We start from the raw sequence: 13,452 nt of genomic DNA on the forward strand, positions 1-13,452 counted from the left end.
TTGGTCGGGGGGGTATTGTGAAAATATTACGCTGGTAATATTTTGCTCGGGCAAAGCGAACCAATCACGGCGACCCCTCGGAGATCACCGCTATGTCAGGCTTCTCGCAATCCTTTACCGCGCTCGTCACGGGCGCTTCTTCTGGAATTGGTGCGGTCTATGCCGAGCGCCTCGCTGCCCGAGGCCACGATTTGTTGTTGGTTGCTCGAGATCGTCAGCGTCTTGAAGCCCTGGCCGCCGATCTTCAGGCCCGTCATGGCATCAATGTCGAGGTGCTACCCGCAGACCTTGCGCAATCGGCTGATGTGGCACGCGTTGAGCAGCGCCTTCGCGACGATCAGCGCATCAGCGTGCTGGTTAACAATGCTGGAATCGCCATGCATGGCACCTTGGCGCAGGCTACGGCCGAGCAGATCGACGCTTTGGTGGCGCTCAATATTGTCGCGTTGACGCGCTTGGCATCTGCGGCGGCCACGCAGTTCGGCAATGCCGGGCGCGGTACCATCATCAATCTGGCTTCTGTTGTGGCGTTGGCGCCGGAATTGTTCAATGCGGTGTACAGCGCCAGTAAGGCCTATGTGCTGAGTCTGACCCAAACGCTGCAGGGCGAGTTGAGGGACAAAGGCGTGCAGGTTCAGGCTGTGTTGCCCGGTGTTACGCGCACGGAGATCTGGGAGCGTTCAGGACTGGATGTCGCCCATATCGATCCGCAGATGGTCATGGAAGCAGGGGAGATGGTGGATGCCGCGCTCAGCGGGCTGGAAAGCGGGGAGTTGGTAACCATCCCGTCGCTGCCCGATGCGGCAGATTGGTACGCTTATATCAAGGCGCGCGATGCTTTGGGGCCAAATCTTTCGCGCAGTTCGGCAGCAGCACGTTACAAGTGATGCTGTGACTTAAATCAGGCCGCCGGGCTTAGCGGTCTTGGGCATCCTTGGCATCCATTTCTGCATTGCGTTCATGAATGCGTTTGAGCTGCTCCTCGGTCAGGGGCAGCTTTTTCGCGGTGTCGCGCAGCAGCATCAGGCCACCAACGATGGAGCCTATCGCGAGCACCAGAATCAACCAGGCATACCAGGGCATGGGGACCTCCTTTGCGCGGCGAACGTCGCTGCGTCTATAAATTGGAGCGAATCTGTTATTTGTTGGTTCAATTATAGGGGCGCCTGCTTTGCGGGGCCAATTCGCGATCATCGGCCCCCCACACGCCGCTGCTTCGTTTACAATGCGCGCCGTTCAAGACTTGCCAAGAGACCAGCCCATGTCCGCCTGCCAGACGCCCATCATTGTCGCCCTGGATTTCCCTACCCGTGACGCCGCCCTGAAACTGGCGGATCAACTCGATCCGTCCCTGTGCCGGGTCAAAGTCGGCAAAGAGCTGTTCACCAGCAGCGCGTCGGGCATTGTTGAAACGCTGGTTGGGAAGGGCTTCGAGGTGTTCCTCGATCTGAAATTCCACGATATCCCCAACACCACGGCGATGGCGGTGCAGGCTGCTGCAGAAATGGGTGTGTGGATGGTTAACGTTCACTGCTCCGGCGGTCTGCGCATGATGTCGGCGTGCCGTGAAGTGCTGGCCAAGCGCACGGGGCCGCAGCCACTGCTGATCGGTGTCACCGTGCTTACCAGCATGGAGCGCGAAGACCTTGCCGGTATTGGTTTGGATATCGAGCCGCAGGAGCAGGTGCTGCGCCTGGCAGCCTTGGCCGAGAAGGCCGGGATGGACGGTTTGGTCTGCTCGGCGCTGGAAGCTCCGGCACTGAAGGCTGCGCATCCGTCGCTGCAGTTGGTGACTCCGGGTATTCGCCCAGCCGGTAGTGCGCAGGATGACCAGCGTCGTATCCTCACTCCGCGCCAGGCGCTGGATGCCGGTTCCGATTATCTGGTGATCGGTCGCCCGATCAGCCAGGCTGCTGATCCTGCCCAGGCATTGGCAGCAGTCGTCGCAGAGATTCGCGGCTGATTTGAAATCGGCCAGTAGGGGTGGGCTTGCTCCGCGATTGCGATGTATCTGATACACCGCAATCGCGGGGCAAGCCCGCTCCTACATTGGTTAAATCTTCAGTACTAGCTTGCCGAAGTTTTCTCCGCTGAACAGCTTCAATAGCGTTTCAGGGAAGGTTTCCAGACCTTCGACTACATCTTCTTTGCTCTTCAGCTTGCCGCTCGCCAGCCAGCCGGCAATCTCCTGGGCCGCTGTGCCGTAGTTGGCGGCATGGTCCATCACCACGAAGCCTTCCATACGCGCACGGTTAACCAGCAATGACAGGTAGTTGGCCGGGCCTTTGACTGCTTGTTTGTTGTTGTACTGGCTGATGGCGCCGCAGATCACTACCCGCGCCTTGAAGTTCAGGCGACTCAACACAGCGTCGAGGATGTCCCCGCCGACGTTGTCGAAGTAGACGTCCACGCCTTTCGGGCATTCGCGCTTGAGACCTTCAAGTACGTCTTCGGCTTTGTAGTCAATGACGCCGTCAAAGCCCAGCTCGTCGATCAGGTAGCGGCATTTTTCCGCGCCACCGGCAATCCCGACGACCCGGCAACCTTTGAGTTTGGCGATTTGCCCGGCAATGCTCCCCACAGCGCCGGCGGCACCGGACAGCACAACAGTTTCACCGGCCTTCGGTGCGCCAACCTCCAGCAGGGCGAAATATGCAGTCATGCCGGTCATGCCTAAAGCTGAAAGGTAGCGGGGTAGGGGGGCCAGTTTGGGGTCGATCTTGTAGAAGCCTTGTGGCTCGCCAACAAAGTAGTCCTGCACGCCAAGTGGGCCGTTCACGTAGTCGCCTACAGCGAAAGCAGGGTGTTTCGAGGCAATCACTTCGCCCACACCCAGGGCGCGCATCACCTGGCCGATCCCCACCGGCGGGATGTATGACTTGCCTTCGTTCATCCAGCCGCGCATGGCCGGGTCCAACGACAGGTACAGGTTTTTCACTTGCACCTGACCTTCGGCAGGTTCGCTCAAGGGTGTCTGCTCGAAGTTGAAATCGTCACGGCTGACAGCGCCGATCGGGCGTTTGGCGAGTAGGAAACGGCGGTTGGTCTGTGGGGTCATGACGGCGTCTCGCGTAAAGGTCAAAGCTTGTTGATAGACCCTCATCGGCATTCCGACAAGGTTTACCCGCCTGGCGAATGCATCGTGATCCATGGGGGTGATCCAAGTGAGGTGAGATAATCACTCACAGCGATAGCCTGCCAACGGGCACCTTGATGATGCTGCCCATTGCTGATGATGACTGCATAGACTCCGGGTCGTTGACCTCACTTTGTTGCAGGAGCAAGCGATGACGATGACTTTTTCCGGCCAGGTTGCCCTGGTCACCGGCGGTGCCGCAGGTATCGGCCGCGCAACTGCCCTGGCGTTTGCTGCTGAAGGATTGAAGGTAGTAGTAGCTGATCTGGATGCCGTTGGCGGCGAAGGAACGGTGGAGTTGATCCGTGCCGCAGGCGGCGAGGCGTTGTTCGTTGCCTGCGATGTCACCCGCGAGGCCGACGTTCAGCGCTTGCTGGCCAGCACCGTTGAGGCCTATGGCCGCCTCGACTATGCCTTCAACAATGCTGGCATCGAAATTGAGCAGGGGCGGCTGGCCGAAGGTAGCGAAGCCGAGTTCGACGCGATCATGGGCGTTAACGTCAAAGGTGTGTGGTTGTGCATGAAGCATCAACTGCCGTTACTGGTGGCGCAGGGCGGCGGGGCGATTGTTAACACCGCTTCGGTGGCGGGGCTGGGGGCAGCGCCGAAGATGAGCATTTACAGCGCGTCCAAGCATGCAGTGATCGGTCTGACGAAATCCGCGGCCATCGAGTACGCCAAGAAAAAAATCCGCGTCAATGCGGTGTGTCCGGCGGTGATCGATACCGATATGTTCCGCCGTGCCTATGAAACGGACCCACGCAAGGCCGAGTTTGCTGCTGTCATGCACCCGGTGGGGCGAATTGGCAAGGTGGAGGAAATTGCCAGTGCCGTGCTGTACTTGTGCAGCGATGGTGCGGCGTTCACCACCGGGCAGGCTCTGGCGGTTGACGGCGGGGCTACCGCTATTTGATCGGGGCCAGTGTAACGGGCGCGGCTCTGTTGCGGTGCAGCAGAGCCAGGCTGGTCACCAGGCAACCAGCCAGCAGGGTCAGGCCGAATACCAGCAATGAGGCTGCGGTGCCGATGTTCTCGATCAGCAGGCCGGTGAGAATGACCGGCAGGCTGAAGCCGATATAGGCCAGCAAGAAGAAGCCTGCGCTGGCACGGCTCTTTTGCTCACCGGCCAAGTGAGTCACTGCCGACAAACCACCCAGATAAATAAAGCCATAGCACGCGCTGCTTGCGGCTATCGCCCCGATTAGTACTGCCAGTAGGTGCCCGTTGTCAGCACCCCAGGCCAGCAGTGCATAGCTGCAAGGCAATACCGCAAGGCCGAGGAGGGTGGCTGTGCCAGATGGCATGCGCCGGGCCAACGGTTGAAACAACACACCACAACTGATCACGCAGAACGTTGAAAACCCAGACCAGCGGCTCAAGCCATGTTCCTTGAGAATGGCAGGCAGCAACGCCGACACCAGACCGACACAGGCCCACGCCAAGAGTATCGCCACGCCATACGGCAGACTGCCACTGGGGTAGCAGGGCAGGCGTAACCAAGGGCTGCGGCTGTTTTGGCGCTGATCAGGCAAACGCCAGACCAGTACCAGCGCCAAGCCGGCCAGTACCACCTGAAGATAAAAGCTGTCAGGGGTCAGGGTTGGTGCGTGTAACAGGCACAGACTGGTCATCGCCGCCCCGAGGCCAAAGCCCAGTGATGTGCTGGCGGTGACCCAGTTGGTTGCGCGAGAGGTGTCGGCGTTTTGCATCAGCTCGCCCATATACGCCGTACCGGTTGCTGAGGCCAGCGCCGTGCCGATGCCCAGCAGCAAGCGCGCCAGCCCCAGGGTTTCCAGGCCGGGCGCCGCTAGCATCAGCGAAGTGGCCAGAATCGACAGGCCCAGAGCGACAAGGATTAACGGCCTGCGCCCGACCCGATCTGCCAGACCGCCGAGCAACAGCAGCACCGGTATCACGCCCAGCACATAGGCTGAGAAGGCCACTGCCGTGGCGCTTGCACCTTTGCCGGAAAGCTCGGCGTAGACGGTGTACAGCGGCGCCTGCAGATTGACGGCGAAGGTGATCATGCACAGGGCAAAGGCCAATTGGGCCGGGGCGCGTGGGGCAGGCATTGAGGTCTCCTTGTCGATAGCGCGACTATCCTGCGCCGGCTGGGGGCTCACAAGGCACACTGCCCGAGGATTTGTGATTAACTGTTTGAACAAAATCAGCAAACACTTTGCCTATGAACCTGACACTTGATCGCCAATCGTCCACACCACTGGTTCAGCAACTGGTGGATCAGTTACAGGGCTGGATTTCCAGTCAGCGTTTGCGCCCCGGCAGTCGCTTGCCGTCGATCCGGCAATTGGCGCGCGAGCTGAGCGTCAGCCAATCCTGCGTGATCGAGGCCTATGACCGGTTGGTGGCTACAGGATTGTTGGAGGCACGGCATGGCGCGGGCTTTTTTGTCGCCGAGCAGCGCCTCAGGGTGCCTGTGGTTGATCAGCCGTTTCGCGATGAAACCTTCGATAATCGCTGGCAACAGTTCAGCGACCAACCGGCCGATCTGCTTAATTTGTGTTGTGGGTGGCTACCTGCCAGCTGGCGAGATTGCGAGGCGATTGCCCAGGCGGTACGACAAGTGAGCCGCGGCCCGCTGGAAGATTTGCTCGACTACTGCCCACCCCTGGGCTTGGCCAGTTTGCGCAGCCAGTTGCACAAGCGCCTGGAGCAGATCGGTATCCAGGTCAGCCCGCAGCAGATCCTTACCACCCAAGGCGCCAGTCACGCGCTCGACTTGCTGGTGCGGACCCTGCTCAAGCCCGGTGACAAGGTCGTGGTGGAAAGCCCGGGGTATTACAACCTGTACAACTTGTTGCGCCACCATCAGGTCGACATGCTGTACGTGCCGCGCAACAGCAGCGGCCCCGACCTTCAGGTGCTGGAAAGCTTGCTCAAGCGCCATAAACCTCGGTGTCTGTATATCAACAGCCTTTATCACAATCCCACGGGCAGCAGCCTGACACCGAAGGTAGCTTATCGCCTGCTCGAGCTGGCTCGCGAGCATGACGTGCAGATCATCGAAGACGATATCTACGCCGACTTTCAGGACGGTGCGGTCACGCGTCTGGCGACGCTGGATGCGGAGCAGCGGGTGATCTACCTCGCGAGTTTTTCCAAAACCCTGAGCAGTTCGTTGCGCTCTGGCTATCTGGTGACAGAGCCGGCGCTGGTTGCGCGGCTGGCGGAGCTGAAGATGGTCGCCGGACTGGGTACCAGCCGCTTCACCGAACAGGTGGTGGCACAGATGCTTGCCAATGGCAGTTACCGCAAGAGCGTGGCCCGACTGCGTCCGCGCCTGGCCCAGCACATGGCCAAAGCCCTGAGCCAGTTGGAGGCCAACGGCTGGGAGGTGTTCACCGAGCCCTACGGCGGCATGTTCGTCTGGGCGCGACGTCCAGGTTGGGATTTTGAGGCACTCAACCGGGCGGCACTGGCATGTTCGGTGTTGTTGGCGCCGGGTAGCGCGTTCGATCCGCAGGGCGCAGCCAGTGACTGGTTACGGATCAACGTCGCCTACGTCCAGGACCAGCGCGCCCAAGCGTTCTTGCGCCTCACCCGGTAGGAGCGAGCTTGCCCCGCGATAGCGGTTTGTCAGCCACATCGCATCGCGGGGCAAGCCCGCTCCTACCGAGCAGCATCAAGCGTTCTTGCGCCAATTGAGGATCATCAGCGTCAGCACGCCTGCGACAATCCCCCAAAACGCCGAGCCAATCGAGAACAACGTAAAACCTGAGGCGGTAACCATGAAGGTGATCAACGCTGCTTCGCGCTCTTTGGCTTCATTCATGGCAACGGTCAGGCCATTCATAATCGAGCCGAACAGCGCCAGGGCGGCAATCGACAGCACCAGCTCCTTGGGCAGGGCGGCGAAGAGGGCGGCCAGGGTGGCGCCGAATACGCCAGCGATGCCATAGAAAATCCCGCACCAGACCGCCGCGGTATAGCGCTTGCTCGGGTCTTCATGGGCGTGGGGCCCGGTGCAGATAGCGGCGCTGATGGCGGCCAGGTTGATGCCGTGAGAGCCGAAAGGTGCCAGTAGTAACGAGGCCACACCGGTGACCGAAATCAGCGGCGAGGCCGGCACCTGATAGCCATCGGCACGCAGCACCGCAACACCTGGCATGTTCTGCGAAGTCATGGCGACCACGAACAACGGTATGCCGATGCTGATCGTGGCCGCCAGGGAAAAGCTCGGGGTAGTCCACACCGGGGTTGCCACTTCCAGGCTGAAACCACTGAAGTCCAGCAAACCCATCGCACCCGACAGCGCGGTGCCCACCAGCAAAGCAGCCAGCACGGCATAACGTGGCGACAGGCGCTTGATGATCAAGTAACTGAAGAACATCCCCAGCACCAGCGCAGTACGGTGCTGGGCCGCAATAAAGATTTCGCTGCCGATCTTGAACAGAATGCCGGCCAACAGCGCCGAGGCCAGTGAGGCGGGAATGCGTTTGACCAGGCGTTCGAAGCTGCCGGTCAGGCCGCAGATCACCACCAGCACGGCGCAGGTGATGTAGGCACCAATGGCTTCGCCGTAGCTGACGCCGCCCAGACTGGTAATCAGCAGCGCGGCACCCGGGGTCGACCAGGCGACAGTCACCGGTGTGCGGTAGCGCAGCGACAAGCCGATGCTGCACACCGCCATACCAATCGACAGTGCCCAGATCCAGGAAGAAATTTGCGCGCTGGTCAAACCCGCAGCTTGTCCGGCCTGAAACATCAGCACCAGGGAGCTGGTATAGCCGGTCAGCATGGCGATAAAGCCTGCGACCACGGCTGAAGGGGAGGTGTCAGCCAGCGGGCGCAGTTGTGCGGAAGTGGCATCGGACATGGGGCAATCCTTGTACTAGGTGTAAGCAGATTTTGCAGACTAACGTGCAGTTCGCTGAGCTTTGTCATACAGCAGGCATTGCATTTAGCCGTACAGTCGCCAACTATGGGCGGCGTGCAGGATCAGCTATTGAACAGGGGGAGTGATGTACAAGGTCTACGGTGATTACCAGTCGGGCAATTGCTACAAGGTCAAGCTGATGTTGCATCTGCTTGGTCTGGAGTACGAGTGGCACTCGGTGGATATCCTCAAGGGTGAAACGGAAACCCCGGAGTTTCTGAAGATGAACCCCAACGGCAAAGTGCCAGTGTTGGCGCTTGAAGATGGCACTTACTTGTGGGAATCCAACGCGATCCTCAACTTTCTCGCGCATGACACAGATTTCCTGCCGAGGGATTCGCGCTTGCGAACCCAGGTGCTGCAGTGGCAGTTTTTCGAGCAATACAGCCATGAACCCTATATTGCCGTGGCGCGCTTTATTCAGTTTTACCTTGGCCTGCCGCAAGAGCGCCTTGAAGAATACAAGTCCTTGCACAAAGGTGGTTACAAAGCCTTGCGGGTGATGGAGCAGCAGCTGCAGTTGACCCCGTATCTGGTCGAAGACAGCTACTCGATTGCCGATGTTGCTTTGTATGCCTACACCCATGTCGCCCACCAGGGTGGATTTGATCTGGATGCGTATCCGGCAATTCAGGCTTGGTTAGAGCGTGTGGCCGCCCATCCTCGCCACGTGAAGATGGTCGACTAGGTCGGTCTGGGGCGGTGGGAGCGGGCTTGCCCCGCGATGCGATGTGACTGACGCACCGCAATCGCGGGGCAAGCCCGCTCCTACCAAGGCGTCAGAGCGGTGCGAAGCGCTTGTTGAGATAGTCGATGATCACCTTGGATTCGTACATCCAGGTGGTCTTGCCATCTTCTTCGATGCGCAGGCACGGCACTTTGATTTTGCCGCCTTCCTTGAGCAGCAGCTGGCGTTCCTGCTCGTTATTCTTGGCGTCGCGCAGCGCCACCGGCACGTTCAGACGGTGCAGGGTGCGGCGGGTTTTTACGCAGAATGGGCAGGCGTGGAACTGGTACAGGCTCAAGCCCTTGGCCTGTTGCTCGACCAGCGCCTGGGCTGCCGGGTCGCGCTTGAGCTTGGCCGGACGGCTGATCCAGTCACCGAACACAATCAACTGGCCTAAGCCCACACGCAGTGCTTTGACGATCATGGCAACTCCTGAGAATAAAAAAGCCGACCACGGAGGGCCGGCTTGCAGACGTACCTGATTACTTGATCAGGCTGAGAAACTCGCTGCGAGTCGCGGCATTTTCGCGGAATTCGCCGAGCATCACCGAAGTGATCATGGTCGAGTTCTGCTTTTCCACACCGCGCATCATCATGCACATGTGCTTGGCCTCGATGACCACCGCCACGCCCAGCGCGCCGGTGACCTGCTGGATCGCCTCGGCCACCTGGCGGCTGAGGTTTTCCTGGATCTGCAGGCGACGTGCGTACATGTCGACGATCCGCGCCACCTTGGACAGGCCCAACACCTTGCCATCGGGAATGTAGGCAACGTGAGCCTTGCCGATGAATGGCAGCATGTGGTGTTCGCACAGCGAGTACAGCTCGATGTCCTTGACCAGGACCATTTCGCTGTTATCGGAGCTGAACAAAGCGCCGTTGGTCACTTCTTCCAGGGTTTGTTCATAACCGCGGCAAAGGTACTGCATGGCCTTCGCAGCCCGTTTGGGCGTGTCGAGCAGGCCCTCGCGGGAGACGTCCTCGCCAATCTGGCCGAGGATAGCGGTGTAGTTCTGTTCCAGGGACATGGATCTACCTGTGGGATTTATCGCAAACGCGAAGGGTACGGCGGCTGTGGCGGCGCTGCAAGTACGGCGTTACTCGTCACGGCCTTCGAGCATGGTTCGTTTGAGCATCACGTACACCGCACCGGTGCCGCCGTGACGCGCCTGGCACGAGGTAAAACCCAGTACCTGCGGGTGTTGGCGCAGCCAGGTGTTGACGTGACTTTTGATCATTGGCTTCTTGCCATCCAGGCGTACAGCCTTGCCATGGGTGACGCGTACGCATCGTACCTCGAAGCGGGTGGCTTCGGCGAGAAAGGCCCAGAGGGTTTCACGGGCTTTTTCCACATTCATGCCGTGCAGGTCGAGGCTGCCTTCAAAGGCGATCTGGCCGAGCTTGAGCTTGCGCATCTGGCTTTCCTGAACGCCGTCACGGCGCCAGTGCAGGTCGTCTTCAGGGCCGACGTCGATGACAAACTGGTCTGACAAGCCGTCGACTACGCTCTGGTCGCTCCGCACCGTTGCGGCCTGGCGCAGGCCGGCCAATTGCTTGCGGTCGGCTTTGGGTTTGCCGACTTCAGCGCGATCATGCTTGATCGGTTTGACACCGCGCATCTCGCTCTTGAACAGGGAAAAATCGTCGTCTTGCATGTAAGCCTCCGCCTGGGCGGCGTAGTTTACGCGACTCCCCCTCAGGTTGCAGTCAATCGTGCTTTTTCATCAGGTGCGGTGACAGGTTCAGCTCACGGCTGCGGCGCAGGCGCAAACGACTGCGCCGCCAGAACCAGACGCCCAGGTACAGCAACAACAAGCCACCGGCCAGTACCACGGCGGCACCCGCCCGGTTGGCGTTCAGCTCGGCCAATGCTTCAAGGTTACCAAGCAGGCTGGCGGTGCCGGCCATGGCCAGCAACACGCCCAAGGTAGCCAGCAGCGCTGAAAAAGCGGCAGCCAGGCGAGCCCCCCAATTACGCGGCTCACGCTGGCGCAAGCGCTTGGCATCGAAACCGTCGGACAATTTCATGCCGATTCCCTCTCTGGATATCCGGCGTATGACCGAATTACCGCAAGGTGGTTCCGCGAGCCGTCAGATCGCCGATCAGATCAGGCTGCTGGTTGGAGCCACACAAGCGAAGTTGTCGGCCATGATCGCCAATTCACTTTGCTGGATCTGTGCCGCCGGAATGACACCGCCTTTGTAAGGCAGGTCACGGGTGGCGCAGGCGTCCTCGATCAGGGTGCAACGGTAACCATAGTCCTTGGCCCGGCGTACGGTGGTGCTGACGCTGGAATGGCTCATGAAACCGCAGACAATCAGGTCCAGATGACCATACTTCTGCAGGGTTTCATGCAGGGTGGTGTTCTTGAAGGCGTTGGGCATACGTTTTTCGATGATCACTTCATCACCCTGAGGCTCAAGGCCGGGGATGAATTCGCCACGTGGACCTTGTGGGTCGAACATGCCGCCGACGGTGCCGAGGTGGCGCACGTGAATGATCGGGCGTCCGGCCTTGCGGGCGGCCTCGAGCATTTTAGCGATGTTCATGACAGCTTCGTCCATGCCCGACAGTGCCAGAGGACCGCTGAGGTACTCTTTCTGTGCGTCGATAATGATCAGGCTGGCGTTGTTCAGCTTGGCGGGTGGATAGCCACGGCCGCTGAGGTGGAACATCGTCGTTGGAACAGACATCAAGGGCTCCTTTGGATAGGGCTTTTCACCTATTGTCCCCTGCCTGAGCACTTATGTGAATCGCTTCGCGTACAAGCAGCGTCGTTAGTGGCCTGCAGCCATGTCGGCGAAACACTTACACGGCGTTTTGCCGAACCTTTTCTGTGAGCGGGCTGTTAGAATCGCAGGTCGTCTTTCAAGGAGTCTGTTGTGATCACTTCTCGCCTGCGCACCCTGCGCGATCATATCCGTTGGGCTGTCAGCCGTTTCCATGAGCATGGCCTGTTTTTCGGGCATGGCGCCGATAACGCCTGGGACGAAGCTCGGTTGTTGGTGCTGGGTTCGGTGCATTTGCCTTGGGAAGTTGCCGACAGCTACCTGGACTGCCAGCTGGAAGATGACGAGTTGGTGCATCTGCAGCGTTTGCTCAAGCGCCGTATCGAAGATCGCGTGCCAACCGCTTACCTGTTGGGAGAGGCGTGGTTCTGTGGCCTGTGCTTCATCGTGGATGAGCGCGTGCTGATTCCGCGCTCGCCCATTGGCCAACTGATTGAAAAACGCTTCGAACCGTGGCTGGCCAATGAGCCGGCGCGAATCCTCGACCTGTGTACCGGTTCCGGTTGCATTGGGATCGTCAGTGCCGAAGTGTTCCCGCAAGCCGAAGTGGTGTTGGCCGACCTGTCGTTCGAAGCGCTGGAAGTGGCCAATCAGAACATCGAGCGTCATGGCCTGGAAGAACGTGTCTTTACCGTTCAAGGCGATGGTTTCGACGGATTGCCGGGGCAGCGCTTCGATTTGATCCTGTCCAACCCGCCGTATGTCGATGCCGAAGATTTTGCCGACATGCCGGAAGAATTCCACCACGAGCCGGAGCTGGGCCTGGCCTGTGGCAACGATGGTCTGGACCTGGTGCGGCGGATGCTGGCCGAAGCGGCAGATCATCTGACCGAGAAGGGCTTGTTGATTGTCGAGGTGGGCAATAGCCAGGTGCACGTCGAGGCGCTGTACCCGGAAGTGGACTTTGCCTGGCTTGAGTTCGAGCGCGGTGGGCACGGGGTGTTCATGTTGACGGCGGAGCAGTGCCGACAGCATCAGGCGTTGTTTGCTTCGAAGGTGTAAATCAATCGCGGGGCAAGCCCGCTCCTACGGTAGGAGCGGGCTTGCTCCGCGATGCATTCATTCAGTGAGTCGCAATCCAGATCAGCAACCCCGCTTGGAACACGGCAAAGGCCACCAGGCAGGTAATGGTGAAGCGCAGGCCGCTGTCTTCACGGCGGTACTTGCTGACCCGCTCGTCACGTTCACGCAGTTGTGCTTCTTTTTCCTGCAGGCTTTGTTCAGCCTGCTGGAGCATCTGCGCCGCCTCGAGGATTTCGACGCGCTGCACTTTTTCTGTGTTCCAGCCGCCTTTGAGTTCGCCGACCTGCACATCGACGTAGCGCCCCTTGAGGTGCTGGGCATCGGCGTACTCGACTTCCAGGCCGTGGCTACGCAACAGTTGGTCGCGGCGCAGGCGGGTGTCTTCGTTGAGCGCGTCTTTACTGGCCAGGGCCGCGCCTTCGACCCGGTAATGTGACCATTTGCGCTGCGCCCAGCTAATCGCCTGGGCCAGCAAAAAGCGCCCCAGGCCGCGGTTCAACGGTTCGACTTGCAGGCCACTGTCGGGGCCGATGCGCACGTGTTTTTCCAGGTGATCAACCCAGATGTCCAGATGGTTCTGTTCCTTGCGCACTTTTTGACCCGGCAACTGGATGGTCATGCGCAACAGGCTGAGGTCTTTGCCGTGGCGCTCAGCGAAACCGTACTGGACGAAGCGCAGCGGCCGAGCGCCGCTGTTGCGGTCAGTGGGCAGGGGCGCCAGACGCAGCATCTGGAAATGTTCTGCACTCACCTCGGCCCACGGCAGCGGGGCGGGTTCCGGCGCGTCCTCTTGGATTTCGGGGGCGTCCTGGGGGGCAACTTCAGTCATCACGGCAATCCTCTTGTGCGCAGCAGGCTGGACACAATCACGATGCCAGC

The 13,452-nt window shown here is 59.8% G+C and carries 16 protein-coding genes; 6 read left to right on the forward strand and 10 right to left on the reverse strand.

The features are described from left to right. The first annotated feature begins 92 nt into the window (after positions 1–92). The gene (locus ACP6KB_RS07480; protein ID WP_442113006.1) at positions 93–887 is read left to right on the forward strand and encodes an SDR family NAD(P)-dependent oxidoreductase; all 795 of its coding nucleotides are present in this window, start codon (positions 93–95) and stop codon (positions 885–887) included. A gap of 28 nt (positions 888–915) precedes the next feature. On the opposite strand, the gene ACP6KB_RS07485 is transcribed toward ACP6KB_RS07480, so the two are convergent. Beyond that, positions 916–1,083 (reverse strand): DUF2897 family protein, encoded by a 168-nt coding sequence (locus tag ACP6KB_RS07485; RefSeq protein WP_133210748.1) that lies wholly within the window; start codon positions 1,081–1,083, stop codon positions 916–918. Positions 1,084–1,261: 178 nt separating this feature from the next. On the opposite strand from ACP6KB_RS07485, the gene pyrF reads away from it, so the two are divergent. After that, positions 1,262–1,963 carry an orotidine-5'-phosphate decarboxylase gene (gene pyrF, locus ACP6KB_RS07490; protein ID WP_442113009.1) on the forward strand — a complete coding sequence of 234 codons (702 nt, stop codon included), beginning with the start codon at positions 1,262–1,264 and terminating at the stop codon, positions 1,961–1,963. Between the two features lie 90 nt (positions 1,964–2,053). Here the strand turns inward: pyrF and ACP6KB_RS07495 are convergent, their stop codons facing one another. After that, a complete protein-coding gene (locus tag ACP6KB_RS07495; RefSeq protein ID WP_442113011.1) occupies positions 2,054–3,058 on the reverse strand; it encodes an NADP-dependent oxidoreductase in 1,005 nt (334 codons plus the stop codon). Positions 3,059–3,287: 229 nt separating this feature from the next. Here ACP6KB_RS07495 and ACP6KB_RS07500 point away from each other — a divergent pair, with 229 nt between their 5' ends. After that, entirely contained in the window at positions 3,288–4,049 is a 762-nt protein-coding gene (locus tag ACP6KB_RS07500; protein ID WP_442113013.1) for an SDR family oxidoreductase, read from the forward strand. Here the strand turns inward: ACP6KB_RS07500 and ACP6KB_RS07505 are convergent. After that, positions 4,042–5,208, reverse strand: coding sequence for an MFS transporter (locus ACP6KB_RS07505; protein ID WP_442113015.1), 1,167 nt, complete (start codon positions 5,206–5,208; stop codon positions 4,042–4,044). The two genes, ACP6KB_RS07500 and ACP6KB_RS07505, sit on opposite strands and share 8 nt — an antisense overlap. 113 nt (positions 5,209–5,321) lie before the next feature. Here ACP6KB_RS07505 and ACP6KB_RS07510 point away from each other — a divergent pair, with 113 nt between their 5' ends. Beyond that, positions 5,322–6,704, forward strand: coding sequence for an aminotransferase-like domain-containing protein (locus ACP6KB_RS07510; RefSeq protein WP_442113017.1), 1,383 nt, complete (start codon positions 5,322–5,324; stop codon positions 6,702–6,704). 75 nt (positions 6,705–6,779) lie between these two features. On the opposite strand, the gene ACP6KB_RS07515 is transcribed toward ACP6KB_RS07510, so the two are convergent. Beyond that, positions 6,780–7,973, reverse strand: coding sequence for a benzoate/H(+) symporter BenE family transporter (locus ACP6KB_RS07515; protein WP_442113019.1), 1,194 nt, complete (start codon positions 7,971–7,973; stop codon positions 6,780–6,782). A 145-nt stretch (positions 7,974–8,118) separates the two neighbouring features. Here ACP6KB_RS07515 and ACP6KB_RS07520 point away from each other — a divergent pair, with 145 nt between their 5' ends. Next, positions 8,119–8,721 carry a glutathione S-transferase family protein gene (locus ACP6KB_RS07520; protein ID WP_442113021.1) on the forward strand — a complete coding sequence of 201 codons (603 nt, stop codon included), beginning with the start codon at positions 8,119–8,121 and terminating at the stop codon, positions 8,719–8,721. A gap of 91 nt (positions 8,722–8,812) precedes the next feature. Here the strand turns inward: ACP6KB_RS07520 and ACP6KB_RS07525 are convergent, their stop codons facing one another. From ACP6KB_RS07525 to ACP6KB_RS07545, 5 genes are all read right to left on the reverse strand, one after another. Beyond that, positions 8,813–9,184, reverse strand: a complete 372-nt coding sequence (locus ACP6KB_RS07525; RefSeq protein WP_442113023.1) for a glutathione S-transferase N-terminal domain-containing protein — start codon at positions 9,182–9,184, stop codon at positions 8,813–8,815. Between the two features lie 58 nt (positions 9,185–9,242). Continuing rightward, positions 9,243–9,788: a GTP cyclohydrolase I FolE gene (gene folE, locus ACP6KB_RS07530; protein ID WP_442113025.1), complete on the reverse strand. Its 546-nt coding sequence runs from the start codon at positions 9,786–9,788 to the stop codon at positions 9,243–9,245. Positions 9,789–9,857: 69 nt separating this feature from the next. Beyond that, positions 9,858–10,415, reverse strand: coding sequence for a Smr/MutS family protein (locus ACP6KB_RS07535; protein WP_285861675.1), 558 nt, complete (start codon positions 10,413–10,415; stop codon positions 9,858–9,860). A 52-nt stretch (positions 10,416–10,467) separates the two neighbouring features. Then, positions 10,468–10,788, reverse strand: a complete 321-nt coding sequence (locus ACP6KB_RS07540) for a hypothetical protein (RefSeq protein WP_442113030.1) — start codon at positions 10,786–10,788, stop codon at positions 10,468–10,470. Between the two features lie 75 nt (positions 10,789–10,863). Continuing rightward, a complete protein-coding gene (locus ACP6KB_RS07545; protein ID WP_442113032.1) occupies positions 10,864–11,454 on the reverse strand; it encodes a cysteine hydrolase family protein in 591 nt (196 codons plus the stop codon). A 189-nt stretch (positions 11,455–11,643) separates the two neighbouring features. On the opposite strand from ACP6KB_RS07545, the gene prmB reads away from it, so the two are divergent. Beyond that, complete coding sequence (prmB, locus tag ACP6KB_RS07550; protein ID WP_442113034.1) at positions 11,644–12,552, forward strand: 50S ribosomal protein L3 N(5)-glutamine methyltransferase; 909 nt, start codon at positions 11,644–11,646, stop codon at positions 12,550–12,552. Positions 12,553–12,613: 61 nt separating this feature from the next. Here the strand turns inward: prmB and ACP6KB_RS07555 are convergent, their stop codons facing one another. Then, positions 12,614–13,402 (reverse strand): hypothetical protein, encoded by a 789-nt coding sequence (locus ACP6KB_RS07555; RefSeq protein WP_442113036.1) that lies wholly within the window; start codon positions 13,400–13,402, stop codon positions 12,614–12,616. Positions 13,403–13,452: the final 50 nt, after the last annotated feature.

Source organism: Pseudomonas sp. NUPR-001 (genome assembly GCF_052147955.1).
In the GTDB taxonomy this organism is placed as follows: Bacteria; Pseudomonadota; Gammaproteobacteria; order Pseudomonadales; family Pseudomonadaceae; genus Aquipseudomonas.

Excerpts from the sequence above, each read along its gene's own strand:
- ACP6KB_RS07480 (WP_442113006.1), top strand. The coding sequence starts at position 93 with ATGTCAGGCTTCTCGCAATCCTTTACCGCGCTCGTCACGGGCGCTTCT.
- ACP6KB_RS07485 (WP_133210748.1), bottom strand. The coding sequence starts at position 1,083 with ATGCCCTGGTATGCCTGGTTGATTCTGGTGCTCGCGATAGGCTCCATC.
- pyrF (WP_442113009.1), top strand. The coding sequence starts at position 1,262 with ATGTCCGCCTGCCAGACGCCCATCATTGTCGCCCTGGATTTCCCTACC.
- ACP6KB_RS07495 (WP_442113011.1), bottom strand. The coding sequence starts at position 3,058 with ATGACCCCACAGACCAACCGCCGTTTCCTACTCGCCAAACGCCCGATC.
- ACP6KB_RS07500 (WP_442113013.1), top strand. The coding sequence starts at position 3,288 with ATGACGATGACTTTTTCCGGCCAGGTTGCCCTGGTCACCGGCGGTGCC.
- ACP6KB_RS07505 (WP_442113015.1), bottom strand. The coding sequence starts at position 5,208 with ATGCCTGCCCCACGCGCCCCGGCCCAATTGGCCTTTGCCCTGTGCATG.
- ACP6KB_RS07510 (WP_442113017.1), top strand. The coding sequence starts at position 5,322 with ATGAACCTGACACTTGATCGCCAATCGTCCACACCACTGGTTCAGCAA.
- ACP6KB_RS07515 (WP_442113019.1), bottom strand. The coding sequence starts at position 7,973 with ATGTCCGATGCCACTTCCGCACAACTGCGCCCGCTGGCTGACACCTCC.
- ACP6KB_RS07520 (WP_442113021.1), top strand. The coding sequence starts at position 8,119 with ATGTACAAGGTCTACGGTGATTACCAGTCGGGCAATTGCTACAAGGTC.
- ACP6KB_RS07525 (WP_442113023.1), bottom strand. The coding sequence starts at position 9,184 with ATGATCGTCAAAGCACTGCGTGTGGGCTTAGGCCAGTTGATTGTGTTC.
- folE (WP_442113025.1), bottom strand. The coding sequence starts at position 9,788 with ATGTCCCTGGAACAGAACTACACCGCTATCCTCGGCCAGATTGGCGAG.
- ACP6KB_RS07535 (WP_285861675.1), bottom strand. The coding sequence starts at position 10,415 with ATGCAAGACGACGATTTTTCCCTGTTCAAGAGCGAGATGCGCGGTGTC.
- ACP6KB_RS07540 (WP_442113030.1), bottom strand. The coding sequence starts at position 10,788 with ATGAAATTGTCCGACGGTTTCGATGCCAAGCGCTTGCGCCAGCGTGAG.
- ACP6KB_RS07545 (WP_442113032.1), bottom strand. The coding sequence starts at position 11,454 with ATGTCTGTTCCAACGACGATGTTCCACCTCAGCGGCCGTGGCTATCCA.
- ACP6KB_RS07555 (WP_442113036.1), bottom strand. The coding sequence starts at position 13,402 with ATGACTGAAGTTGCCCCCCAGGACGCCCCCGAAATCCAAGAGGACGCG.